This is a genomic window from Streptomyces sp. EDA2-14, assembly GCF_054963755.1.
The window spans coordinates 1234025-1256412 of the sequence record NZ_JBUEGE010000001.1; the positions used below are offsets into that span (position 1 = coordinate 1234025).

Genomic DNA, 22388 nt, shown 5'->3' on the forward strand with positions numbered 1-22388 from the left:
CCCTAAGTGATGTAGCGCACCGAGGGGTGATCACCGCCGCGCTTGTCAGGCTCTGAGGAATTACGCAACAATGGCGTTGTGAAAAACGTTGGCGAGGCCCCTGAGGAGCTCACGACCGGAGAGCGGTCCACCCGCAACCGGGTCGCGCGCTCCATCCTGGACCACGGCCCGTCCACCGTCGCCGAGCTCGCCGGCCGCCTCGGCCTCACCCAGGCCGCCGTCCGCCGCCACCTCGACGCTCTGGTCGCCGACAATGTCGTGGAGCCCAGGGATCAGCGCGTCTACGGGGCCCGCACCCGCGGCCGCCCCGCCAAGGTGTTCGCGCTGACGGACTGCGGCAGGGACGCCTTCGACCAGTCCTACGACAAGCTCGCCGCCGAGGCGCTCCGCTGGATCAAGGAGCAGGCCGGTGGCGACGAGGCGCTCGTCTCCTTCGCCCGTGCGCGCATCGCCGCGCAGGCCGGGCCCTACAAGGAGGCGATCGAGGCCGCGGCCCCCGAGGAGCGGGCTCAGGCCCTGGCAAGGGCCTTGAGCGCGGACGGGTACGCTGCTACGGCGCGTAGCGCACCGGTCGGTGAGCAGCTCTGCCAGCACCACTGCCCAGTCGCCCACGTGGCCGAGCAGTTCCCGCAGCTGTGCGAAGCCGAGACAGAGATGTTCTCGCAGTTGCTCGGCACCCATGTACAGCGGCTGGCCACCATCGCCCACGGCGACGGGGTCTGCACGACGTTCATCCCCAAGAACACCCCCAACACGACCACCAACGCATCTGCAAGCACGGCCGGGAGGAACCCCGCATGACTCTCCCCATCGAGGAGACTGCCCACCCTGAGCTCGAGGGCCTGGGCAAGTACGAATACGGCTGGGCGGACTCCGACGAGGCCGGTGCCTCTGCCAAGCGCGGCATCAACGAGGACGTCGTCAAGGACATCTCCTCCAAGAAGTCCGAACCGGAGTGGATGACCAAGCTTCGTCTCAAGGGTCTGAAGCTGTTCGGCAAGAAGCCCATGCCGAACTGGGGCTCGGACCTGTCGGGCATCGACTTCGACAACATCAAGTACTTCGTGCGCTCCACGGAGAAGCAGGCGGAGTCCTGGGAGGACCTGCCCGAGGACATCAAGGCCACGTACGACAAGCTCGGCATCCCGGAGGCGGAGAAGCAGCGCCTCGTCGCGGGTGTCGCGGCCCAGTACGAGTCCGAGGTCGTCTACCACCAGATCCGTGAGGACCTGGAGGAGCAGGGTGTCATCTTCATGGACACCGACACGGCCCTGAAGGAGCACCCGGAGCTCTTCAAGGAGTACTTCGGCACGGTCATCCCGGCCGGCGACAACAAGTTCGCCGCGCTGAACACCGCCGTGTGGTCCGGTGGCTCCTTCATCTACGTGCCGAAGGGCGTGCACGTCGAGATCCCGCTCCAGGCCTACTTCCGTATCAACACGGAGAACATGGGCCAGTTCGAGCGGACGCTGATCATCGTCGACGAGGACGCCTACGTCCACTACGTCGAGGGCTGCACCGCCCCGATCTACAAGTCGGACTCCCTGCACAGCGCCGTCGTCGAGATCATCGTCAAGAAGGGCGCGCGCTGCCGCTACACGACCATCCAGAACTGGTCGAACAACGTCTACAACCTGGTCACCAAGCGCGCCGTCGCCTACGAGGGCGCGACCATGGAGTGGGTCGACGGCAACATCGGCTCCAAGGTGACCATGAAGTACCCCGCCGTCTACCTGATGGGCGAGCACGCCAAGGGCGAGACGCTGTCCATCGCCTTCGCGGGCGAGGGCCAGCACCAGGACGCCGGCGCGAAGATGGTCCACATGGCGCCGAACACGTCGTCCAACATCGTCTCGAAGTCCGTGGCGCGCGGCGGTGGCCGCACCTCCTACCGCGGCCTCATCGAGATCGGCGAGGGCGCCCCAGGCGCCAAGTCGAACGTGCTCTGCGACGCCCTGCTCGTCGACCAGATCTCGCGCTCCGACACGTACCCGTACGTGGACGTCCGCGAGGACGACGTGTCCATGGGCCACGAGGCGACCGTCTCCAAGGTCTCCGAGGACCAGCTCTTCTACCTCATGAGCCGCGGCCTCTCCGAGGACGAGGCCATGGCGATGATCGTGCGCGGCTTCGTCGAGCCGATCGCCAAGGAGCTGCCCATGGAGTACGCGCTCGAGCTCAACCGGCTGATCGAGCTCCAGATGGAAGGGGCCGTGGGCTGACGCCCTGCGGTCTTCCATCAAGTCACTCACGTAACGAAAGCGAGCACTACGACAGCCATGGCTGAGGCTCAGAACATCCCGGCCGGGTCGACGACCGCCGGAACCATCGCGGTCGCCGCCGAGTCGACCGTCGCCACCCGCATGAGCGCGCCCCCGTCCTACGACGTGCAGGACTTCCCGGTCCCGCACGGCCGTGAGGAGGAGTGGCGGTTCACGCCGCTGGAGCGGCTGCGCGGTCTGCACGACGGCACCGCCACCGCGACCGGTGACGGCGTGAAGGTCGACGTCGAGGCCCCCGAGGGCGTCAACGTCGAGCTCGTCGGCCGCGACGACGCCCGCGTCGGCAAGGCCGGCAAGCCCGTCGACCGGATCGCCGCGCAGGCGTACTCGGCGTTCGAGAAGGCGTCCGTCGTCTCCGTGCCCAAGGAGACGGTGCTCACCGAGCCGATCCGGATCGCCGTGCACGGCGAGGGCGGCGTCGCCTACGGCCACCAGGTCATCGAGCTGGGTGCCTTCGCCGAGGCCGTCGTCGTCATCGACCACACCGGCGACGCGGTGCTCGCCGCCAACGTCGACTACCTGCTGGGCGACGGCGCGAAGCTGACCGTCGTCTCCGTGCAGGACTGGGACGACAAGGCCGTGCACGTGGCGCAGCACAACGCGCTCGTCGGCCGCGACGCCTCCTTCAAGTCGGTCGTGGTGACCTTCGGCGGCGACGTCGTCCGCCTCAACCCGCGCGTCAACTACGCGGGCACCGGCGGCGAGGCCGAGCTGTTCGGCCTGTACTTCACCGACGCGGGCCAGCACCAGGAGCACCGCCTCCTGGTCGACCACAACACCCCGCACTGCAAGTCGAACGTCGTCTACAAGGGCGCGCTCCAGGGCGACGACGCGCACGCCGTGTGGATCGGTGACGTCCTCATCGAGGCCGCGGCCGAGGGCACGGACACCTACGAGATGAACCGGAACCTGGTTCTGACCGACGGTGCCCGCGTCGACTCGGTGCCGAACCTGGAGATCGAGACCGGCGAGATCGTCGGCGCCGGTCACGCCTCCGCCACCGGCCGCTTCGACGACGAGCAGCTCTTCTACCTGATGTCCCGCGGCATCCCCGCCGAGGAGGCCCGCCGCCTCGTCGTGCGCGGCTTCTTCGCCGAGCTGGTCCAGCAGATCGGTGTCCCGGACATCGAGGAGCGCCTGCTCGAGAAGATCGAGGTCGAGCTGGAGGCGTCGGTCTGATGACCCCCGCATTCGTCCGTGCCTGTGGACTCGCCGAGCTGGAGACCGACACCCCGAAGCGGGTGGAGATCGACGGCACGCCCGTGTCCATCGTGAGCACCGAGGGCGAGGTGTTCGCGATCAACGACATCTGCTCGCACGCGAACGTCTCGCTCTCCGAGGGCGAAGTCGAGGACTGCCAGATCGAGTGCTGGCTGCACGGCTCCGCGTTCGACCTGCGCACCGGCAAGCCCTCCGGCCTCCCGGCCACCCGCCCCGTGCCCGTATACCCCGTGAAGATCGAAGGGGACGACGTTCTCGTCTCCCTCACCCAGGAGAACTGAAGTCCCCATGGCAACGCTTGAAATCAAGGACCTGCACGTCACCGTCGAGGCGGACAACGCCACGAAGGAGATCCTCAAGGGCGTCGACCTGACCGTGAAGCAGGGCGAGACCCACGCGATCATGGGTCCGAACGGCTCCGGCAAGTCGACCCTCGCCTACTCCCTCGCGGGTCACCCCAAGTACACGATCACCAGCGGCACCGTCACGCTCGACGGCGAGGACGTCCTGGAGATGTCCGTCGACGAGCGCGCCCGCGCCGGCCTCTTCCTCGCCATGCAGTACCCGGTCGAGGTTCCGGGTGTCTCCGTGTCGAACTTCCTGCGCACCTCGGCCACGGCCGTGCGCGGCGAGGCCCCCAAGCTGCGCACCTGGGTGAAGGAGGTCAAGGAGGCCATGGAGAAGCTCTCCATGGACCCGTCCTTCGCCGAGCGCAACGTGAACGAGGGCTTCTCCGGCGGTGAGAAGAAGCGCCACGAGATCCTCCAGCTGGAGCTCCTCAAGCCGAAGATCGCGGTGCTCGACGAGACCGACTCCGGCCTCGACGTCGACGCCCTGCGCATCGTCTCCGAGGGCATCAACCGCGTCCGTGAGAACGGCGAGGTCGGCACCCTCCTGGTGACCCACTACACGCGCATCCTGCGCTACATCAAGCCCGACCACGTGCACGTCTTCGCGGGCGGCCGCATCGTCGAGTCCGGCGGCGCCGAGCTCGCCGACCAGCTCGAGGCCGAGGGCTACGACAAGTACGTGAAGGGTGGCGCATCCGCGTGACACAGCTGCCGGGCCTCCTCGACACCGAGGCGATCCGCAAGGACTTCCCGATCCTCGACCGGGTGCTGCACGACGACAAGAAGCTCGTGTACCTGGACAACGCGGCGACCTCGCAGACGCCGCGCCAGGTTCTCGACGTCATCACGGAGTACTACGAGCAGCACAACGCCAACGTCCACCGCGGCGTGCACGTGCTGGCCGAGGAGGCCACGGCGCTGTACGAGGGCGCGCGCGACAAGGTCGCCGCGTTCATCAACGCGCCGAGCCGCGACGAGGTCGTCTTCACGAAGAACGCCTCGGAGTCGCTCAACCTCGTGGCCAACATGCTCGGTTGGGCCGACGAGCCGTACAAGGTCGATCACGAGACCGAGATCGTGATCACGGAGATGGAGCACCACTCCAACATCGTTCCGTGGCAGCTGCTCGCGCAGCGCACCGGCGCGAAGCTGAAGTGGTTCGGTCTGACGGACGACGGCCGTCTCGACCTCAGCAACATCGACGAGGTCATCACGGAGAAGACGAAGATCGTCTCCTTCGTGCTCGTGTCGAACATCCTCGGCACCCACAACCCGGTCGAGGCCATCGTGCGCCGCGCCCAGGAGGTCGGCGCCCTGGTCTGCATCGACGCCTCGCAGGCCGCGCCGCACATGCCGGTCGACGTGCAGGCGCTGCAGGCCGACTTCGTGGCCTTCACCGGCCACAAGATGTGCGGCCCGACCGGCATCGGTGTCCTGTGGGGCCGCCAGGAGCTGCTCGAGGACCTTCCGCCCTTCCTCGGCGGCGGCGAGATGATCGAGACGGTGTCCATGCACTCCTCGACGTACGCCCCCGCCCCGCACAAGTTCGAGGCCGGTACGCCGCCGATCGCGGAGGCCGTGGCCCTCGGCGCGGCGATCGACTACCTGAACTCGATCGGCATGGAGAACATCCTCCGGCACGAGCAGGCGCTCACCGAGTACGCGGTGAAGCGGCTGCAGGAGGTCCCCGACCTGAAGATCATCGGCCCCACCACGGCCGAGGACCGGGGCGCGGCGATCTCCTTCACGCTCGGCGACATCCACCCGCACGACGTGGGCCAGGTTCTCGACGAGCAGGGCATCGCGGTCCGGGTCGGCCACCACTGTGCGCGCCCCGTGTGCCTCCGGTACGGAATTCCTGCGACCACGCGAGCGTCGTTCTATCTGTACTCCACGCCCGGCGAGATCGACGCTCTCGTCGAGGGCCTGGAGCACGTACGGAACTTTTTCGGTTAGATGCCAGCACAGCGGCTGAGGGGTTGGCGAGGAATCGCATGAAGCTGGATTCGATGTACCAGGAAGTCATCCTGGACCACTACAAGCACCCGCACGGTCGGGGCTTGCGGGATGGCGACGCCGAGGTGCACCACGTCAACCCGACGTGCGGTGACGAGATCACGCTGCGCGTGAAGTACGACGGCGAGAAGATCGCGGACGTGTCGTACGAGGGTCAGGGCTGCTCCATCAGCCAGGCCTCGGCGTCCGTCCTCAACGATCTGCTGGTCGGCAAGGAACTCTCCGACGCGCGGAAGATCCAGGAGACCTTCCTGGACCTGATGCAGTCGAAGGGGCAGATCGAGCCGGACGACTCGATGGAGGAGCTCCTGGAGGACGCGGTCGCGTTCGCCGGGGTCTCCAAGTACCCGGCCCGAGTCAAGTGCGCCCTCCTGAGCTGGATGGCGTGGAAGGACGCGACGGCGCAGGCTTTCGCGGAGGAGGCGAAGACCGCATGAGTGAAAACACGGCAGTGGAGATGAAGCCGGCCTCCGAGGACGAGGTCCGCGAGGCGCTGTACGACGTCGTCGACCCCGAGCTGGGCATCGACGTCGTCAACCTGGGCCTGATCTACGGCATCCACATCGACGACGCGAACATCGCGACGATCGACATGACGCTGACGTCGGCGGCGTGCCCGCTCACCGACGTCATCGAGGACCAGGCGAAGTCCGCCACCGACGGCATCGTCAACGAGCTGCGGATCAACTGGGTCTGGATGCCGCCGTGGGGCCCGGACAAGATCACGGACGACGGCCGCGAGCAGCTGAGGGCGCTCGGCTTCAACGTGTGAGCCGATCAAGCCCCTCCGGTGAACGACTGCCGGAGGGGCTTTTTCACGACCTCGTTTGTGTACGGGTGTACGCAACGTTGTGTACACTCGTACACATGGGATACGTGCTGCTGGCCGGCGCCATAGCCGCCGAGGTGGGCGCCACCACCGCCATGAAGTACAGCGAGGGGTTCAGCAGGCTCTGGCCCTCGCTGCTCACCGTCGCCGGCTACATCGTCGCGTTCGCGCTGCTCGCGCAGACGCTGAAGACCGTGCAGATCGGCACCGCCTACGCGATCTGGGCGGGCACCGGCACCGCCGTCATCGCCGCGATCGGCATGCTGTTCCTGGGGGAGGGCCTGACGCCCGCCAAGGTCGCGGGGATCCTCCTCGTCATCGGCGGGGTCGTGCTGCTCAATCTGGGCGGGGCGGCGCACTGATGCCGACCCGTCGCTACGACCCCGAGCGCCGCCAGCGGATCATCGACGCGGCGATCCGGGTCGTCGGTTCGAAGGGCATCGCCGGGCTCAGCCACCGCTCCGTCGCCCGCGAGGCCGACGTGCCGCTGGGCTCGACCACGTACCACTTCAAGACCCTCGACGAGCTGATGGTGGCCGCGCTGCGGCAGGCCAACGAGGGGTTCGCGAAGGTCCTCGCCGCGCACCACGCCATCGAGGACCCGCACAGCGACCTGCCCGCCGAGCTGGCCGCGGTGCTCGGCGAGTGGCTGGCCGGGGACCGGGACGGCGTGGAGCTGGAGTACGAGCTGTACCTGGCCGCGCTGCGCAGGCCGTCGCTGCGGCCCGTCGCCGCCGAGTGGTGCGAGGAGCTGGCCGAGGTCGTGGCCCGGCGCACCGATCCCGTCACCGCGCGGGCGCTGGTCGCGCTGATGGACGGGATCTCGCTCCAAGTGCTGCTGACGGGCGGCCAGTACGACGCCGAGTACACGCGGGAGATGCTGGCGCGGCTGGTCCCGTGAGCGCGGGGGGCCGGGGCGGGCGCCCGGCAGGTGAGACGGGAGCGGGCACCGGTTAGCCTCCGCGGGCCCGCGCCGATTAGGTTTGGGGCCATGACCGACACCACTGCTCCCCGCTCCACCGGCGCCGTCGCCGCCGGTCTCGCCACCATCACGACCGACGGCACCGTGCTCGACACCTGGTTCCCCGCCCCCGAGCTCGTCGCCGAGCCCGGCCCGGCCGGGACCGAGAAGCTCTCCGCCGAGAAGGCCGTCGAGCTGCTCGGCGAGGGCGCGGCGAAGGCGATCGGTCCCGACGCCCGCCGCGGCGTGGAGACCGTGGCCGTCCGCACGGTCATCGCGTCCCTCGACGACAAGCCGCTCGACGCGCACGACGTGTACCTGCGGCTGCACCTGCTCTCGCACCGCCTGGTGAAGCCGCACGGCCAGAACCTCGACGGCATGTTCGGCTTCCTCGCCAACGTCGCCTGGACCTCGCTCGGCCCCGTCGCCGTCGACAACCTGGAGACCGCCCGGCTGAACGCCCGCGCGGAGGGCCTGCACCTCCAGGTGACGTCCGTGGACAAGTTCCCGCGCATGACGGACTACGTGGCCCCCAAGGGCGTCCGCATCGCCGACGCCGACCGCGTCCGCCTGGGTGCGCACCTCGCCGAGGGCACCACGGTCATGCACGAGGGCTTCGTGAACTTCAACGCCGGCACGCTCGGCACGTCGATGATCGAGGGCCGCATCTCCGCCGGTGTCGTCGTCGGCAACGGCTCGGACATCGGTGGCGGCGCCTCCACGATGGGCACCCTCTCCGGCGGCGGCAACGTCCGCATCGTCATCGGCGAGCGCTGCCTCGTCGGCGCCGAGGCCGGTGTCGGCATCGCGCTCGGCGACGAGTGCGTCGTCGAGGCGGGCCTGTACGTCACGGCCGGCACCCGCGTCACGATGCCCGACGGCGAGGTCGTCAAGGCCCGCGACCTCTCCGGCGCCTCCAACATCCTCTTCCGCCGCAACTCGGTGACCGGCACCGTCGAGGCCCGCCCGAACAACGCGGTCTGGGGCGGCCTCAACGAGGTCCTGCACAGCCACAACTGAGGCTGAGCGGAACAACGAGCGCCCTCCCGTGCCACACGGGAGGGCGCTCGTTCGTCTGTGCGGGCGCGCGTCAGACCGTCCTGCCGGGGCGGCGCCGGCCGCGCAGGCCGTCGTAGGTCGCCCCGAGGGCCAGTGACTGGAGCAGGGCGCTCGCGGCCACCACGGCGGGGAAGACGCCTGTCGGGGCCTCCTCGTGGACGAACGAGATCGCGAGCAGGGACGTGGGGGCCGTGGCGAAAAGGCTCCAGACGCCGACGAAGCCCGGATCGGCGGACGTGAACAGGGTGGCCGTCTCGAACAGGGCCGTCGCGCCGACGATGCCGAGATAGACCGCCGACGCCGGGTTGGTGACGGTCAGCCGTAAGAGGGTGCGGGCATTCATGGGTCTCGTCTCCCCGTGAGTGGTCGTGCTGCTCTCTCCCGCCATGGTTGTGCCGGACCGTGGTGGCGTCATGAGTACGCGTACCCGGTTCGGGACTCGGGCGGTCGTACTCGGTTCGGTCTGAGTACGTGCGCGGTGGTCGGGGACGTGGTGTGCGGGGGACGCTGGAGGTATGGAACGACGAGTTGCAGGCATGGCCGAGCGGGTGGTGTGGGGGCTGGTGGTGGCGTTGGTGGCCGCCGGGGCCTGGGCCGCCTGGCTGGGATGGGACCAGCGGCGGGACGTGGCAGCCGACGGCACGGAGAGCGGTCCCTACGAGGCGTGGCAGGTGCTCGGCCTCGTGGTGACGCTGCTCCTGGTGCTGTGGCTGGCCGTGGCGAAGCGGCGGGCCGTCCCCGCCGTCGTCGGCATCGGCGCCGGGCTGACCGGGGCGGCCGCGTACGACTGGTCGGACGACTCCAGTGGGCTCTACGCGGTCGGCGTCGGGCTCGTCCTGGTGGGGAGCGTGGCGGCCGCCGGTCTTGTGGCCGTCGTCATGAGTGTCGTGGCCCGGCAGCGCAGGGAGTCCGTCGGGGCGGCGCGCTGAGCAGCGCCGTGTGCGCCGCCCGCAGCGCGTCGACCGCTCCTTCGTCGGCGGGGCGCAGCGGTGCCCGGACCGGGCCGCCGAGCAGGGCCTTCGCGGTGACCGTTCCCGGCAGGCCCGCGTTCATCATCAGCTCCGTGAGGGGGACGGTGAGCCGCTGGCGGTGGGCCGCCTCCGCCGTGTCGCCCGCGTCGTACGCGTCGATGACGGCGCGGAACGCCGCCGGGGCCACGTTCGCCACCGTCGAGACGTAGCCCGCGCCGCCCAGGGCGTACAGCGCGAGGACGTACTCGTCGCAGCCGGTGTAGTACGCCAAGTCCGTCTCGGACATGACCGTCTGCGTGCCCAGGAGGTCGTACGCGCAGTCCTTCACGGCGACGACGCGGGGGTGGTCGGCGAGGCGGACCATGGTGGCCGGTTCGATGCGGGTGCCGGTGCGGCCGGGGATGTCGTACAGCATCAGCGGCAGCTCCGTGGCGTCGGCGACGGCGCGGAAGTGGGCCTCGACCGCATCCTGGGGCGGGCGACTGTAGTACGGGGCGACCACCAACAGGCCGTCCGCGCCAGCCCGTTGGGCCTGTTCGGCGAGGGCGATCGTGTGGGCGGTGTCGGGGGTTCCGATGCCGGCGACGACCGTCGCGCGGCCGTCGACCGCCGCGCGCACCGCCCGTACGAGCTCCGCCTTCTCCGTATCCGTCGTGGTCGGCGACTCCCCGGTGGTGCCGGACAGGACCAGGCCCTCGCAGCCCTCGGCGACAAGGTGGTCGGCCAGCTTCTGGGCGGCGTCCAGGTCGAGCGAGCCGGTCTCGGTGAAGGGCGTGATCATGGCGCACAGGGCGCGGCCGAAGGGGGCGTGGCGGGGGATCGCGTCGGTCATGACTGGAGTGTCGGGCCGTGCGTGGTGTAGCTCCACTTAATTCTGCTACGAGGTGCTGTTAAGTGCTGCTGACCGGTGTGGCGGGAGATGGTGGGTACGCGGCTTGAATGCGTCGGTCGGTGCGCGGTTTGGCTGAGATGTGCGCTTCAGCTGGTACGGCCGGAAACCGATGAACACCAGTGAAGACGCTGGTCCGTTCGCGAGGTGTGTGTGGTGCGAGACGTGGTGGTGGCGCTTGCCGCGCCCGCGGTGATGTGTGCGAGTGGGATCTACGCCGCGTGTGCCGTGTGGTGGCGGCGCCGGCATCCGGCACCCGAACCCTGGTCCCGCGCGGGGCTGCAACTCGCGGGGGAGCGGGCGGTCGCCGTGGCCGAGGCGCTCGTGGCCGACGAGCACGCCCTGCTCATGCAGGGCGCGGAACGAACCGGTGCCAAAACCGGTGGGATGCGTCACCATGAGAGCCCGGTGACCGGCGACCGCGTCGCCGAAGGCCGTCCAGGGGAGGCACCATGAGGCTCGGTAAGGCACTCGCCACCGGAATCGCCGAAGAAGCGCCGCAGGACGTCGTACGGCCCGAAGGGGAAGACCGGGCAGCGGAGTTGGCGACCGAGATCGCCGTGCAGGACGAAGACGCCGCGGAACCCGTCGGGGTCCCGGCCGCGCGATGAGGCTGCGGCTCCCGCAGGAGCGTCCGACGGAGCCGCCCACCGGTTACAAGATCGCCCACCCCGTGCTCGACGCGGACGGTGGGCGGGCCGGCTTCCTGGGCGTCTCGCTCGGCGCCGCCGCGCCCTACCAGGTGCTCGACGAGGCGCGCTGCGTGTACGGCAGACGCCACCGCGCGCCGCACCGGCGCTGCGACTGCGGATTCCACTGCGTCGGCGAACGCCGGTGGGCGCAGGGAATGCTGGCGAGCCACCGCAGGGCGGTACTGCTCGAGGTCTCCGTCCTCGGTCCGTACATCCGCTTCGAGCGCGGATACCGCTACGGGCGCCAGCGGGTGCGCAGCGCCACCGTCGGTCCGTGCGCGTGCGGCGCCGAGGCCGCAGTGCTCACCGATGCCGGATGGGGCCGCGCGGGCCGGTTCGTGCTGGAGGCGGCGTGCGCGGGCTGCGGGGGCGGGAGGGCGAACTGGAGCCTGGAGACGTTCGCCCGGCTCGCGGGCGACGGGCTGCGGGTGCGCGCCGCACCGGGCGCACAGCCGCACGGCTCGGACCCCGGAATGCCCGAACTGGCGGCGGAGGCGGCCCTGCTGCAGGCCCGACTCGACTGGTTCCAGGGGCAGTTGGCGCGCCTGGGGCGGGCGAAGGGCGGGGAGGAGTAGCCGCGCGGGGGCGGGTCCGGTCGACCTGTGGGACCGTGAGTTCATGCGACGAAGTCGGCGGTCATGAGCGGGTCCCGCGACGGCGGGAAGCCGTTCGAGATCCCCCGCGAGTTCGAGGTCGGAGCCCGTCCCCAGCAGATGTGGGACGCCGTCACCACGGGGTCCGGCGGCTGGCTGTGGCCCATGGAGTACCAGCCCAAGGAGGGCGGCACGGGCCCCTTCCGCTCCGTGCTGACCGTGTGGGACCCGCCGCGCCGGCTCACCGCCCGCTCCGACGACCCGACCGCCCTGCCGCCCGGCCAGCCGCTGAACCAGCTCGACTGGACCATCGAGCCGCGCGACGGCGGCAGCAGGGCCCGCGTCCGCTACGTGCACAGCGGCATCTTCACCGCGGACTGGGACACCCTCCACGACGCCGCCGACAAGCACACCGACTTCTACCTGCACACGCTGCGCCAGTACGTGACGTACTTCGCGGGCCTCCCGGTCGCCTTCGCCACGTGCGAGGGGCCCGGCAGATCCGCGAACCGGGAAGCGCTCACCGCCGTCGCCCGCGCGCTCGGACTGCCCTGCGACGCGACGGACGGCGCGCGCGTCCGCCTCCAGGGCCCGGCCCACCAGGCCCTGGACACCGTGCTCGACTACCGCGACGCCCACTTCCTGGGGCTGCGCACCGAGAACGCCCTGTACCGCTTCTTCGGTCGCGGCCACTGGGGCGCCCCCGTCGGCATCAGCGTCCACGACTTCGCGCCGGACGCCGATGCCGGGCGGATCGAGACCGAGTGGGCGGACTGGCTGGCCCGGATCTTCGCGTAGCCGGTCCCCGCTACGGCCTGAAGCGCAGCACCTGCGGGTCGTGGTCGCTGATCTGGTCGTGGAACTCGCTGTTGATGTGCACGCTGTCGTACGCGAACGCGCCCTTCGCCCTGATCGACGGGCTGATCAGGATCTGGTCCAGGACCTGGCTGTTGCCCTGGTAGTCGTACGTGTAACGCTCCTTCTTCGGAAGCGACTTGATCGCCGACCAGAGCGCGCCGCCGGCCTCCAGGCGCTGCGCCGTGCCGGAGAACTCGAAGTCGTTGATGTCGCCGAGCGTGACGACATCGGCGTCCCGCTGCGCCTTCAGGATGTCCTTCACGAAGGTGTTCACCACCGTCGCCTGCGCGTGCCGCTGCGTCTCCGAGGAGCGCGCGGGCGGCTGGTACTGGGAGGTCAGGCCCTGGTCGCCGCCCTTGGACGCGAAGTGGTTGGCGATCACGAAGACGGGCTTGCCGCGGAACGTGAACTCGCCGGCCAGCGGCTTGCGGCTGTTGTCCCAGGCCGTGTTCGCCGGGTCGACGCGGCCGGGGGACGCGGTCAGCGCCGCCTTGCCGTGCTCGCCGGTCACGCCCACGGGCGTCGTGGCGTCGCCGCCGGGCCGGTCGGTGAACGACACCCGGTCCGGGTTGAACAGGAAGACCTGGCGGATGTTGCCGCCCGGCTCGCCGCCGTCCTTGTTGTTCACCGGGTCGATCGAGCGCCACTCGTAGCGCGGCCCGCCCGCGGCTGCGATCGCGTCGATCAGCCTGCCCATCGTCGCGTCGGCGGCGACCGTCCCGTCGTTCTTCGCGCCGTTGTTGTCCTGGATCTCCTCCAGGGACACGATGTCGGGCGAGCGCAGGTGGTCGACGATCGCGGCCGCGTGCGCGTCGAAGGTGCTGTCCGACGGGTCGAGGTTCTCGACGTTGTACGTCGCCACGGCCAGCTCGCCCGACTTCTGCGCCCGCGTCGTCTCGCGCTTGACCCCGGACTGCTTCAGGCCCCCCAACTCCCGCGCCACCAGCGTGTATCCGCCGTACTGGTTGAAGTCGAGCGGGCCCTCGGTGGTGCCGGACAGGACGTCCCCGACGTCGGCCGCGGGGAAGTCGGCGACCGCCCCGAGCGACTGGATCTGGAGGCGCCCGCTGTTCTGGTCCTCGTACGAGCCGTAGCGGGTGCCGCCCCGCCTGGTGGGGTTCTCGTGCGGCTTCACCGTGACCCACAGCTCCGCGTACGCGTCCGAGGCGGTGACGACCCGCGAGGAGCCGACCCGTACGTTCTGGCCCTCCAGGGACTCGTAGTAGTCGAGGGCGTACGCCTTCGGCCGCAGCGGCAGCTTGTTGATCGAGCCGCTCGCCGCCGCGTCGCCCTGCGGCGCGTACGCGGCCGGGACCGACTTGTCGCTGATCGTGGTGACCGGCACCGGGTTACCGGACGAGGTCACGGTCACGGTCGGCTTGGTGATCTCGGTGAGCGACTGGTTGCCGGACGAGGCGCCGCCGGGCACGTACTCGGAGACCGTCCCTGAGACGGTGACGGCGTCCCCGGCCTTCACGGTGGGAGTGGAACTCGTGAAGACGAAGATTCCCTCGCTGGTCGCCGGGTCGGCGTCGGGCCTGGTGTCCTGGAACCAGAAGCCGCGGGACGAGCCGTACGTTCTGACGCCCGTCACCACCCCCGTCACGCCCGTGACCTGATGTCCGGCGAGCGGGGATATGCGGGTGGCGCCCTGGATGTCGTGGATGGCGACGTCGGCGGCCACGGCCGGGTGGGCGGGGAGCGTGGCGAGGGTGCCGGACACCGCTGCGCAGGCGACGGCCAGCGCGGCGAGGCGGGACCGGGAGAACGGGTGGGACGTCGAGTGGGACAACGGATCCTCCGAGGACGTGCGGCCGGCGGTGGCTACTTCTACGCGCGTCAATTTCCGTCCTGTGCGCGCGAGTTGTCAAGGTTCCGGGGATGTCGAGGACGTGAGCGGGAGCCGACCGGTACGTGAACCGGACAGCATGGGTGTAAATCCGTCTAGGCTGGGCGGTCGCAACGTAGGCCTCATGTACGTCCCCGAGGAGAACCAGCCGATGTCAGACAGCTCCCCCCTGCCGCCGGTGCGGCTGCCCGCCGAAGCGGAGCTGGCGCGGGACGCCCTTGCCACCACCCTCCTGTCCCGCGCGGTGAAGCTCGCCCGCTGGGCCGGGCCCGAGACCCGGGTCGGCGCGGGCGGTGAACTCGACGAGGAACAGCTGCCCGGTGCCGCGTCCGAGCTCGGGCTCACGGACGACGAGGACGGCGCCGCGTACGCCAGCGAGGCCTGGCGCGTCGCCGTCGACACGGGCCTCGTGGAGATCGTCGACGAGGAGGAGGGCACCGTCACGGTCGGCGAGGAGCTCGGCATGCTGACCTCCGGCGGCCCCTCCGACGTGCTCGCGCTGTGGCTCGGCGCGCTCGACACCGTGCTCGCCGACGCCAGCGTGCCCGACCTCGACGACGTGGTCGAGGCCATGGAGGAGGGCGGCGAGATCGACTTCTCGCAGCTCGACTGGGACCCCGAGGCGGAGTCCGAGTTCCTGGAGGGCGTGCTCGGCAATCTGTACCTGCTGACCGTCAGCGAGGGCGGCGCCGGCCAGGAGGCCGTGCCGCTGCCCGCGCTCGCCGCGTCGATGATCGTGCCCGACGACATGGGCGAGCCCACGGACGACGTCCTGGAGCAGGTCTCGGACGCGATGATGCGGCTCGACGACCAGTTCCGGCTGCTCGACCCGATCGGCCTGGTGGAGTTCCAGCCGGTCGACGAGGCGCTGATGGCGGACATCGACTCCGACGAGGCGCCGGCCGAGCCCGTCGACGAGTCCGACGTCTCCCGCTACGGGATGGTGCGGCTCACGCCGCTCGGCCTGTACGGGGTCCGGGCGCGGATGCTCGAGGCGGGTCTGGCCGTCCCGGCCGTCGGCGACCTCGCCGACAAGGGGGCCGACGCGCTGCTCGACGGCACGGCCGCGTTCCCGCAGGCCGCCGCGCAGGACGAGATCGAGCAGTGGCTCGCGCGGCGCGAACCGCTCGCCGCGGCGCGGGAGCTGCTGGGTGCGGCGCGCGGCGCCGACGAGTGGGCGCCGCTGCGGCGGCTGCGCTGCCAGCAGGCGCTCTCGCTGGTCGGCACGGAGGCCGAGCCGGCGCTGCGGGAGGTGCTCGACGACGCGGAGCTGGGCGGGCTCGCCCGGGTGTGGCTGGCCGAGCACGGGTTCGCGGACGTGCCCGCGCCTTCGCAGGACCTGGTGTTCTGGCTGACCGTCGACACGATCGCGGCGCAGCTGTCCCTGGAGGGGAACTCGGAGGAGCTTCAGGCGCTGGTGGAGGGGCTCGCGGCGCAGCACAGTGGGTTCTTCTCGGCGGCCTGGCGGGTCGAGCATCCGGCCACCGCCGATGTGCTGGAGGCGATGGGGCGGCTGCATCCCGACAAGAAGGTGGCCAAGGAGGCGCGGAAGGCGGCGTTCAAGGCGCGGTCTGCCGCGGGTGGCTGACCGGGTGACGTGGTTGCGGTCGCGGGGCGCTGCCCCGGGCCCCGCTGCTCAATCGCCGCAGGGGCTTGATTTGCTCACCTGCCGCAGGAGCTTGATTTGCTCACCCGCCGCAGGGGCTTGATGTGCTCGCCCGCCGCCGAAGGCGCTTGATGAGTGCGTGCCCGCGTCCCCGGGACGCGGGCACGCCCGTGCGTCGCTAGCAGAGGTAGCGCGTCGTGTGCTTGAACGACGACGTCGCGCCGTCGAAGCCGTAGGTGCCTCGGTAGGACGGCGGGTTCTGGAATTCGCCGACCACCGTGATCGTGTTCGCGCACGAGCCCTGGCCCGCTCGCTTCGCGTCCAGGCGGATGGTGTCCCCGATGAAGCCGCCCGTGATGTCCCACGGCGCGCCGCAGATGCCCGACGTGATCTGGCCGCCGGTCACCACGAAGGGGTGCGTGTTCGGGTTGATCTTCGCGGTGATGGCGAAGGTGACCCCGCCGTTGTTCAGCTCCAGCTTGCAGTCGACCGTCTGCGCTTCCGCGGTCACCTCGCGCGCCGCGGCGAACGCCTCGTCGCGGGTCTTGACCTCGGCGCCCTGCGGGTTGTGGAAGCGGTGTTCCGCGCGGGTCTGGCCCTTGCCCTTGCGTGCCTGAGTGGTCATGCCGTCACCTCCTATGCCAGCTGCTCGGAGACCTCGACGCGCAGCAGGGCGCGCACGTTCTCGATGTGGTTCTCGACCGTGACCGTCGACGAACCGGCGAACAGCAGGCCGACCGCGACGTTGTCGTAGGACGTCACGAGCGAACCGGAGTCGCCGCCCGCGGACATGTTCGTGGTGAGGATCTGGTCCTTGAAGCGGGCCGTGCCCGCCGTCCCGTAGTTGACGTCGATGGTGGCGTCGACCGCGATGATGCGGCCGAAGGACACGTTCGTCGTACGGCCCGTCTTCTTCACCAGGTCGCCGACCGCGACGTTCGCCTTGCGCCGCCAGGCGCGCGGTGCGCCGCTGAAGTACTGCTCGCGCGTCGCGTCCTGGAACTGGACCTCGGCGAGCGCGCAGTCGACCACGTTGTTCTGCCGCTCCAGCGGCGTCTGCGGGGCGAACTGGATGGTGATGAAGCGGGACAGCGTGCCGATGCGGTCCCCGGGGTCCGTGCCGCCGTCGAACCGGCCGGGCTGCACTATGGCGCTGCCCAGCTGGGCCCGGTTGGAGTCGGCGAGGACGTGGTTGTTGGAGAGGATGTAGAACTTCGACGGGACGCCGAGGCCGGGCCCCGGCGGGTCCACCGTGGCGCCCGGCAGGAAGTCGTAGACGACGCTGCCGAGGGTGCCGGCGGTGATGGCGACGTTGCCGACCGAGAAGCCGGAGGGGCACGGCCGCATCCGGCGCACGAGCTGCTGCGGCTCGAACACCCCGAGCCCGCCGAGCTGCTCCTCGAGCAGGGGCTGGGAGGCGCGGGAGAACTGCTGGGCGATGCCGCCGTCCGGTCCGTAGCCGGCCTCTTCGGAGCGGGCTCCCAAGGGGCGGCTCTGCCGGCGCTGGGCGGAGATGTGGCCGACGGCCACGATGTCGGTCGGGGTGCCGTCGTCCATCTGACGTGGAATCACATCCCTTTCGGGGAGCAGTGATTCGGGCACCTTCTGGGTCACGAAGACGAGGACGGCCTCCTCGCCCGTCGGCTCGCCGTTCGACCATTTCACGCCGTGGCCGAAGCCGACCACATTGGCGAGGGGCGCCTCGCGCCGCAGGAAGTCACTGGTCGCTTGCTGCCGGGAACTGTCGCTCAGCTGTCCTCCGGCCGGTCCGCGCATCAATTCGGGCTGGCGCACGCCAGACCACCTCAATTCCCCTGACTCGCCGCTGAAGTGCGGGGGACCCCCTACGGCCCGTCGCCCCGGGCGTGCACGTCACCTATCGCGAGCACACGCACCGGTACCCCGTCGAGCGTTTCGGGGACGACGTCCTCCGCATCGAGCCGGTCGCGGGGCACTTTGCGGGTCACGAAGACGACGATGACGTCCTCGCCCGAGTGCTCGTCCTTCCCGGTCCCGACTCCGGTGACATTGGCCAGCTTCATCAGCCGGCTCTCATGGAGGTCGCGTGCCCGGCGTACGTCCATCGGCTCGCCACCCCCCGAACTGTCTGCTGCCGTCTGTCTATTGCCGCGCGGCAGGCCGGTCAAGGAGGTATGCGTGAAATCTTGGGTTTGAGTGGGGAATACGGCTGTTGACCTTCTTTACGAAGATACGGGTCACGTCCGCAGGTACGAGGCGCCATTCAGGTCGAGGACGGTGCCGGAGGCCCACTGCGCGGCCGGCGAGGCGAGCCACAGGACGGCCTCGGCGATCTCCTCGGCCGACGCCACCCGGCCGAACGGGCTCTGCGCACGCACCTCGTCCGTCAGCCGGTGCGCCACCCGCTCCGTCTCGATGAAGCCGGGCGCCACCGACGCCACCCCGATCCCGTGCGGCGCGAGCGCCACCGCGAGGGACTGGCCGAGCGCGTGCACGGCGGCCTTCGTCGCCCCGTACGCCGGGTGGTCGGGCTCGCCCTTGAACGCGCCGCGCGAGCCGACGTTGACGATCCGGCCCGCCGTGCCCTGCCCGATCATGCGCTGCGCGGCGAGGTGGCTGAGGTGCGCGGTGCCGAGCAGGTTCACGGAGACGTGGCTCTGCCACTGCCGCACCCACTCCTCGTACGGGGTGGTGGCCGGGGGATGCGGGGTGTTCACGGCCGCGTTGTTGACCAGGACGTCGAGGCCGCCGAGGCCCTCGGCCGCGCGGTCGGCGACGGACGCCGCGCCCGCCGGGTCGGAGATGTCGCCGCCGACGAGGACGTGCCCGGCGCCGTCGAGCGAGTCGAGCGTGGCCCGCGCCTCCTCCTCGCGTGAGCCGTAGTGCACCGCCACCCGGTCCCCGTTCGCCGCGAAGGCGCGGGCGAGGGCCCGGCCGAGGCCGCGCGAGGCCCCGGAGACCAGGACGCGGCGGCCGGAGGGCGGAAGGTTCTCGGAGTTCACGGAAGTCACGGCAGTGGGCCCCTCGACGTCGGACGGTGTTCAACCGCCGTTTATACGCGAGCGAGAACGTATGGCCGAAAACCGGGTCTGCCACTCTCATCGACGATCAACGGGAGACAGTCACATGTCGCTCACTCGCAGGGACTTCACCAGACGATCCGCGGCCACCGGCGCCGGCATCGCACTCGCCGGGTCCGTCGGCTCCCTGGCCACGGCGCCGAACGCCCTCGCCGCCACCGACGGCGCGGGCGTCGACGTGCTCAAGGGCAAGGACAAGGGCGTCGGCTACGGCCCGCTGCTCGACGACCCCGACGGCATCCTCGCGCTCCCCGAGGGCTTCTCGTACAAGATCATCACGTACTGCGGGAAGACCAAGCTGGAGTCCGGCGAGTTCACGCCCTCCAACCACGACGGCACCGCCACCTTCGCGGGCCCGCGCGGCGCCACGCTGCTCGTCAACAACCACGAGCTGGCCGGCGCGCGCGCCGACTGGCCGCACCCGGTGCCGCTGGCCGAGGGCCTCGTCTACGACCCGATGGCGGCCGGCGGCTGCACCGTCGTCGAGGTGCGCCGCGGCGGCGAGGTCGCCGAGTGGGTCGGCATCGCCGGCACGGCCACCAACTGCGCCGGCGGCCACACCCCGTGGAACACCTGGCTGACCTGCGAGGAGACCGAGGACAAGGCCGGGAAGAACGGATTCACCAAGGACCACGGCTACGTCTTCGAGGTCGACCCCGCCGACCGTCGCGCCAACAAGGCCCCGAAGCCCATCAAGGCGTTCGGCCGCTACGCGCACGAGGCCGTCGTCATCGACCCCAAGCGCGGCCACGCCTACCTCACCGAGGACGCCTCGGGCCCCAACGGGCTGCTCTACCGCTGGGTTCCGCCGAAGGGCTTCGAGCACGGCCGCGGCAAGCTGCGCACCCTCGCCGACGACGCGGGCGTGCTCCAGGCGACCCGCTGCTTCGACTCCGGCGGCCGCTTCGTCGACGACCTGTCGCGCGCCACGAAGATCGGCACGACGTACGGCGTGGACTGGGTCGACGTCCCGGACCGCGACGCCAAGTCGGTCTCCACGCGCAAGCAGTTCAAGGACGGCGAGATCACCCGCGCCCGCAAGCTGGAGGGCATGTGGTGGGGTGACGGCGGCGCCTACGTCGTCTCCTCGTACGCCCGCGAGGAGAGCCCCGTCGCGCACGACGGCCAGGTCTGGTTCTACGACCCCAAGCGCCGCACCCTCACCCTGAAGGTGCTGCTCGGCGTGAACCCGGACCCGTCGAAGGACGGCGCCTTCGACGGCCCGGACAACATCACCGTCTCCCCGTACGGCGGTCTCGTCATCTCCGAGGACGGCGAGGGCATCCAGCACCTCTTCGGGGCGACCGAGAAGGGCCGTACGTACCCGATCGCGCGCAACGACCTCAACATCGGCACCGAGGCGGAGCCGGAGTACAGCGAGATGACGGGCGTGACCTTCTCGCCCGACGGCTCGACCCTGTACGCGAACATCCAGACTCCCGGCATCATGGTGGCCATCAAGGGTCCCTGGAAGCGTCAGGGCTGACGGATCACTGGAGCGGGTCCACCGGCGGCGCCTCGCGCTCCGCGGCGATCCGGTGGACCCGCCCCCGCACCGCGTACCAGCCGACCGTCAGGAACACCGCGATCGGGATCAGCATCAGCACCGTGTTCCGGCCCGCGCCGTCCTTGTCGAACCACATCATCACGACGACGGCGAGCAGGAACGCGATCGTCGTCAGCTCGATCCACGGCGAGGCCCACAGCCGGAACGCGGGCCGGTGCACGAGGCCCTCCCGAGCCCGCCGCACGAACACCAGATGGCAGAGCATGATCATCACCCAGGTGGAGATGACGCCGAGCGAGGAGACGTTCGTGACGATGGCGAACGCGTCCTCGGGCAGCCACGCGTTGAGCGCGACCCCGCACAGCGCCACCGTCGCCGTCAACAGGATCCCGCCGTACGGGACATGGCTGCCGCTCATCCGGGCCGTGAACGACGGGGCCGAGCCCGCCATCGACATCGAGCGCAGGATGCGCCCCGTGGTGTAGAGCCCGGAGTTGAGCGAGGACATGGCGGCGGTCAGCACCACCAGGTTCATGATGCCGCCGGCCGCCGGCACCCCGATCTTCGACAGGACCGTCACGAACGGGCTCTCGCCCGCCGAGTACGCCGTCCAGGGCAGCAGCAGCGTCAGCATCACGACCGAGCCGACGTAGAAGATGCCGACACGCCACATGATCGAGTTCACGGCCTTCGGCACGACCTTCTCCGGCTCCGCGGTCTCGCCCGCGGTCACACCGACCATCTCGACCGCCGCGTAGGCGAAGACCACCGTCTGCGTGATCAGGACGACGGGGAGCACGCCCAGCGGGAAGAAGCCGCCGTTGTCGCTGATGAGCGAGACACCGGGGTCGTAATTCCCGTCCACGGGCTCTCCCGTCACCAGGAAGAAGATCCCGATCAGCAGGAACAGCACCAGGGCCGCCACCTTCACGATGGCGAACCAGAACTCCATCTCACCGAAGCTCTTCACGGAGATGAGGTTGATGGTCAGCACGATCGCGAGGGCGACCGCGGCCAGCGCCCACTGCGGGATCGTCGTGAACATCGACCAGTAGTGCACGTACAGGGCGACGGCGGTGATGTCGGCCATCCCGGCCGACGACCAGTTCAGTACGTACATCCAGCCGGCCACGAACGCGCCCCGCTCGCCGAGGAACTCGCGCGCGTAGCTCACGAAGGAGCCCGAAGAGGGCCGGTGCACGACCAGTTCGCCCAGGGCCCGCACCACGAAGAAGGCGAACATGCCGCAGATCGCGTAGGCGAACGCGAGGGCGGGGCCCGCCTTGGCGAGGTTGCCGCCCGCACCGAGGAAGAGTCCCGTGCCGATCGCCCCACCGATCGCGATCATGCTGATGTGGCGGGGCTGGAGGCTCTTGGCGTACCCGAGGTCACCGGCGTCGGCGACGCCCTCGGCGGTGATCGGGTCGTCCAGGTGGGGGTCTTCTCCCGCTGGTCCGGTTCGGTGGCCTTTGTGCATGTTCACGCCGGGCACTCTCGCAAATTAAATGCCTGGCGTCGCAGCTACGCGCCGCAGGGGAGACGGCCCGGGGCAAGAAATGTCCGGGGCGCGGGCCCGGCAGAAGCCGCCGCCGAAAGTCCCCGCCAAAAGTCTTCGGTAAGGGAACGGTAAAGCGGGGTCGCTCGTT

At 70.2% G+C, this 22388-nt stretch carries 26 protein-coding genes; 18 read left to right on the forward strand and 8 right to left on the reverse strand.

Annotation, left to right across the window (positions count from 1 at the left end; all coding sequences use genetic code 11):
- The first annotated feature begins 78 nt into the window (after positions 1-78).
- The 11 genes from ACY34M_RS05515 to dapD all read left to right on the forward strand — a co-directional run bounded on the left by ACY34M_RS05515 (position 79) and on the right by dapD (position 8679).
- The gene (locus ACY34M_RS05515) at positions 79-801 is read left to right on the forward strand and encodes a helix-turn-helix transcriptional regulator (protein WP_462718789.1); all 723 of its coding nucleotides are present in this window, start codon (positions 79-81) and stop codon (positions 799-801) included.
- Positions 798-2222, forward strand: coding sequence for a Fe-S cluster assembly protein SufB (gene sufB / locus ACY34M_RS05520; RefSeq protein WP_462718790.1), 1425 nt, complete (start codon positions 798-800; stop codon positions 2220-2222). Before ACY34M_RS05515 ends, sufB begins: the two co-directional genes overlap by 4 nt.
- Before the next feature lie 57 nt (positions 2223-2279).
- Entirely contained in the window at positions 2280-3461 is a 1182-nt protein-coding gene (gene sufD / locus ACY34M_RS05525) for a Fe-S cluster assembly protein SufD (RefSeq protein ID WP_462718791.1), read from the forward strand.
- The gene (locus ACY34M_RS05530) at positions 3461-3784 is read left to right on the forward strand and encodes a non-heme iron oxygenase ferredoxin subunit (protein ID WP_450816417.1); all 324 of its coding nucleotides are present in this window, start codon (positions 3461-3463) and stop codon (positions 3782-3784) included. The genes sufD and ACY34M_RS05530 overlap by 1 nt, the downstream gene beginning before the upstream one ends.
- A gap of 7 nt (positions 3785-3791) precedes the next feature.
- Positions 3792-4556 (forward strand): Fe-S cluster assembly ATPase SufC, encoded by a 765-nt coding sequence (gene sufC, locus ACY34M_RS05535; RefSeq protein WP_385766119.1) that lies wholly within the window; start codon positions 3792-3794, stop codon positions 4554-4556.
- A complete protein-coding gene (locus ACY34M_RS05540) occupies positions 4553-5809 on the forward strand; it encodes a cysteine desulfurase (RefSeq protein WP_462718792.1) in 1257 nt (418 codons plus the stop codon). The genes sufC and ACY34M_RS05540 overlap by 4 nt, the downstream gene beginning before the upstream one ends.
- A 38-nt stretch (positions 5810-5847) precedes the next feature.
- On the forward strand, positions 5848-6306 hold the full coding sequence (gene sufU, locus ACY34M_RS05545) for a Fe-S cluster assembly sulfur transfer protein SufU (protein WP_462718793.1): 459 nt from the start codon (positions 5848-5850) through the stop codon (positions 6304-6306).
- Positions 6303-6641, forward strand: coding sequence for a metal-sulfur cluster assembly factor (locus ACY34M_RS05550; protein ID WP_462718794.1), 339 nt, complete (start codon positions 6303-6305; stop codon positions 6639-6641). Before sufU ends, ACY34M_RS05550 begins: the two co-directional genes overlap by 4 nt.
- 95 nt (positions 6642-6736) lie before the next feature.
- Positions 6737-7060, forward strand: coding sequence for a DMT family transporter (locus tag ACY34M_RS05555; protein ID WP_462718795.1), 324 nt, complete (start codon positions 6737-6739; stop codon positions 7058-7060).
- Complete coding sequence (locus tag ACY34M_RS05560; RefSeq protein WP_462718796.1) at positions 7060-7599, forward strand: TetR/AcrR family transcriptional regulator; 540 nt, start codon at positions 7060-7062, stop codon at positions 7597-7599. Before ACY34M_RS05555 ends, ACY34M_RS05560 begins: the two co-directional genes overlap by 1 nt.
- 90 nt (positions 7600-7689) lie before the next feature.
- Positions 7690-8679 (forward strand): 2,3,4,5-tetrahydropyridine-2,6-dicarboxylate N-succinyltransferase, encoded by a 990-nt coding sequence (gene dapD / locus ACY34M_RS05565; protein WP_462718797.1) that lies wholly within the window; start codon positions 7690-7692, stop codon positions 8677-8679.
- A 70-nt stretch (positions 8680-8749) separates the two neighbouring features.
- Here the strand turns inward: dapD and ACY34M_RS05570 are convergent, their stop codons facing one another.
- Positions 8750-9061 (reverse strand): SCO4225 family membrane protein, encoded by a 312-nt coding sequence (locus ACY34M_RS05570; protein ID WP_462718798.1) that lies wholly within the window; start codon positions 9059-9061, stop codon positions 8750-8752.
- Between the two features lie 172 nt (positions 9062-9233).
- Between ACY34M_RS05570 and ACY34M_RS05575 the strand changes: the two genes are divergently transcribed.
- Positions 9234-9647 (forward strand): hypothetical protein, encoded by a 414-nt coding sequence (locus tag ACY34M_RS05575; protein WP_462718799.1) that lies wholly within the window; start codon positions 9234-9236, stop codon positions 9645-9647.
- Here the strand turns inward: ACY34M_RS05575 and dapA are convergent.
- The gene (gene dapA / locus ACY34M_RS05580) at positions 9595-10521 is read right to left on the reverse strand and encodes a 4-hydroxy-tetrahydrodipicolinate synthase (protein WP_462718800.1); all 927 of its coding nucleotides are present in this window, start codon (positions 10519-10521) and stop codon (positions 9595-9597) included. The genes ACY34M_RS05575 and dapA overlap by 53 nt on opposite strands.
- A 213-nt stretch (positions 10522-10734) precedes the next feature.
- Between dapA and ACY34M_RS05585 the strand changes: the two genes are divergently transcribed.
- The 4 genes from ACY34M_RS05585 (at position 10735) to ACY34M_RS05600 (ending at position 12661) form a co-directional block, all read left to right on the forward strand.
- A complete protein-coding gene (locus ACY34M_RS05585; RefSeq protein WP_462718801.1) occupies positions 10735-11034 on the forward strand; it encodes a hypothetical protein in 300 nt (99 codons plus the stop codon).
- On the forward strand, positions 11031-11189 hold the full coding sequence (locus ACY34M_RS05590) for a hypothetical protein (protein ID WP_462718802.1): 159 nt from the start codon (positions 11031-11033) through the stop codon (positions 11187-11189). Before ACY34M_RS05585 ends, ACY34M_RS05590 begins: the two co-directional genes overlap by 4 nt.
- Positions 11186-11845 carry a hypothetical protein gene (locus tag ACY34M_RS05595; RefSeq protein ID WP_462718803.1) on the forward strand — a complete coding sequence of 220 codons (660 nt, stop codon included), beginning with the start codon at positions 11186-11188 and terminating at the stop codon, positions 11843-11845. The genes ACY34M_RS05590 and ACY34M_RS05595 overlap by 4 nt, the downstream gene beginning before the upstream one ends.
- A gap of 63 nt (positions 11846-11908) precedes the next feature.
- Positions 11909-12661 (forward strand): SRPBCC family protein, encoded by a 753-nt coding sequence (locus ACY34M_RS05600; RefSeq protein ID WP_462718804.1) that lies wholly within the window; start codon positions 11909-11911, stop codon positions 12659-12661.
- A 10-nt stretch (positions 12662-12671) separates the two neighbouring features.
- Here the strand turns inward: ACY34M_RS05600 and ACY34M_RS05605 are convergent, their stop codons facing one another.
- The gene (locus tag ACY34M_RS05605; RefSeq protein WP_462718805.1) at positions 12672-14513 is read right to left on the reverse strand and encodes an endonuclease/exonuclease/phosphatase family protein; all 1842 of its coding nucleotides are present in this window, start codon (positions 14511-14513) and stop codon (positions 12672-12674) included.
- 208 nt (positions 14514-14721) lie between these two features.
- Between ACY34M_RS05605 and ACY34M_RS05610 the strand changes: the two genes are divergently transcribed.
- Positions 14722-16158: a hypothetical protein gene (locus ACY34M_RS05610; RefSeq protein ID WP_462718806.1), complete on the forward strand. Its 1437-nt coding sequence runs from the start codon at positions 14722-14724 to the stop codon at positions 16156-16158.
- A gap of 196 nt (positions 16159-16354) precedes the next feature.
- Here ACY34M_RS05610 and ACY34M_RS05615 read toward each other — a convergent pair whose 3' ends face one another.
- From ACY34M_RS05615 to ACY34M_RS05630, 4 genes are all read right to left on the reverse strand, one after another.
- Positions 16355-16801, reverse strand: a complete 447-nt coding sequence (locus tag ACY34M_RS05615; RefSeq protein WP_462718807.1) for a hypothetical protein — start codon at positions 16799-16801, stop codon at positions 16355-16357.
- An 11-nt stretch (positions 16802-16812) separates the two neighbouring features.
- Complete coding sequence (locus tag ACY34M_RS05620) at positions 16813-17952, reverse strand: chymotrypsin family serine protease (RefSeq protein ID WP_462718928.1); 1140 nt, start codon at positions 17950-17952, stop codon at positions 16813-16815.
- A gap of 68 nt (positions 17953-18020) precedes the next feature.
- A complete protein-coding gene (locus ACY34M_RS05625) occupies positions 18021-18260 on the reverse strand; it encodes a hypothetical protein (protein ID WP_462718808.1) in 240 nt (79 codons plus the stop codon).
- A gap of 132 nt (positions 18261-18392) precedes the next feature.
- Complete coding sequence (locus ACY34M_RS05630) at positions 18393-19157, reverse strand: SDR family NAD(P)-dependent oxidoreductase (protein WP_462718809.1); 765 nt, start codon at positions 19155-19157, stop codon at positions 18393-18395.
- A gap of 124 nt (positions 19158-19281) precedes the next feature.
- Between ACY34M_RS05630 and ACY34M_RS05635 the strand changes: the two genes are divergently transcribed.
- Positions 19282-20721 (forward strand): alkaline phosphatase PhoX, encoded by a 1440-nt coding sequence (locus ACY34M_RS05635; protein ID WP_462718810.1) that lies wholly within the window; start codon positions 19282-19284, stop codon positions 20719-20721.
- Positions 20722-20725: 4 nt separating this feature from the next.
- Here the strand turns inward: ACY34M_RS05635 and ACY34M_RS05640 are convergent, their stop codons facing one another.
- Entirely contained in the window at positions 20726-22219 is a 1494-nt protein-coding gene (locus tag ACY34M_RS05640; protein ID WP_462718929.1) for an amino acid permease, read from the reverse strand.
- Positions 22220-22388 lie beyond the last annotated feature (169 nt).

Excerpts from the sequence above, each read along its gene's own strand:
- sufB (WP_462718790.1), top strand. The coding sequence starts at position 798 with ATGACTCTCCCCATCGAGGAGACTGCCCACCCTGAGCTCGAGGGCCTG.
- sufD (WP_462718791.1), top strand. The coding sequence starts at position 2,280 with ATGGCTGAGGCTCAGAACATCCCGGCCGGGTCGACGACCGCCGGAACC.
- ACY34M_RS05530 (WP_450816417.1), top strand. The coding sequence starts at position 3,461 with ATGACCCCCGCATTCGTCCGTGCCTGTGGACTCGCCGAGCTGGAGACC.
- sufC (WP_385766119.1), top strand. The coding sequence starts at position 3,792 with ATGGCAACGCTTGAAATCAAGGACCTGCACGTCACCGTCGAGGCGGAC.
- sufU (WP_462718793.1), top strand. The coding sequence starts at position 5,848 with ATGAAGCTGGATTCGATGTACCAGGAAGTCATCCTGGACCACTACAAG.
- ACY34M_RS05550 (WP_462718794.1), top strand. The coding sequence starts at position 6,303 with ATGAGTGAAAACACGGCAGTGGAGATGAAGCCGGCCTCCGAGGACGAG.
- ACY34M_RS05555 (WP_462718795.1), top strand. The coding sequence starts at position 6,737 with ATGGGATACGTGCTGCTGGCCGGCGCCATAGCCGCCGAGGTGGGCGCC.
- ACY34M_RS05560 (WP_462718796.1), top strand. The coding sequence starts at position 7,060 with ATGCCGACCCGTCGCTACGACCCCGAGCGCCGCCAGCGGATCATCGAC.
- dapD (WP_462718797.1), top strand. The coding sequence starts at position 7,690 with ATGACCGACACCACTGCTCCCCGCTCCACCGGCGCCGTCGCCGCCGGT.
- ACY34M_RS05570 (WP_462718798.1), bottom strand. The coding sequence starts at position 9,061 with ATGAATGCCCGCACCCTCTTACGGCTGACCGTCACCAACCCGGCGTCG.
- ACY34M_RS05575 (WP_462718799.1), top strand. The coding sequence starts at position 9,234 with ATGGAACGACGAGTTGCAGGCATGGCCGAGCGGGTGGTGTGGGGGCTG.
- dapA (WP_462718800.1), bottom strand. The coding sequence starts at position 10,521 with ATGACCGACGCGATCCCCCGCCACGCCCCCTTCGGCCGCGCCCTGTGC.
- ACY34M_RS05590 (WP_462718802.1), top strand. The coding sequence starts at position 11,031 with ATGAGGCTCGGTAAGGCACTCGCCACCGGAATCGCCGAAGAAGCGCCG.
- ACY34M_RS05595 (WP_462718803.1), top strand. The coding sequence starts at position 11,186 with ATGAGGCTGCGGCTCCCGCAGGAGCGTCCGACGGAGCCGCCCACCGGT.
- ACY34M_RS05600 (WP_462718804.1), top strand. The coding sequence starts at position 11,909 with ATGAGCGGGTCCCGCGACGGCGGGAAGCCGTTCGAGATCCCCCGCGAG.
- ACY34M_RS05610 (WP_462718806.1), top strand. The coding sequence starts at position 14,722 with ATGTCAGACAGCTCCCCCCTGCCGCCGGTGCGGCTGCCCGCCGAAGCG.
- ACY34M_RS05615 (WP_462718807.1), bottom strand. The coding sequence starts at position 16,801 with ATGACCACTCAGGCACGCAAGGGCAAGGGCCAGACCCGCGCGGAACAC.
- ACY34M_RS05620 (WP_462718928.1), bottom strand. The coding sequence starts at position 17,952 with ATGCGCGGACCGGCCGGAGGACAGCTGAGCGACAGTTCCCGGCAGCAA.
- ACY34M_RS05625 (WP_462718808.1), bottom strand. The coding sequence starts at position 18,260 with ATGGACGTACGCCGGGCACGCGACCTCCATGAGAGCCGGCTGATGAAG.
- ACY34M_RS05635 (WP_462718810.1), top strand. The coding sequence starts at position 19,282 with ATGTCGCTCACTCGCAGGGACTTCACCAGACGATCCGCGGCCACCGGC.
- ACY34M_RS05640 (WP_462718929.1), bottom strand. The coding sequence starts at position 22,219 with ATGCACAAAGGCCACCGAACCGGACCAGCGGGAGAAGACCCCCACCTG.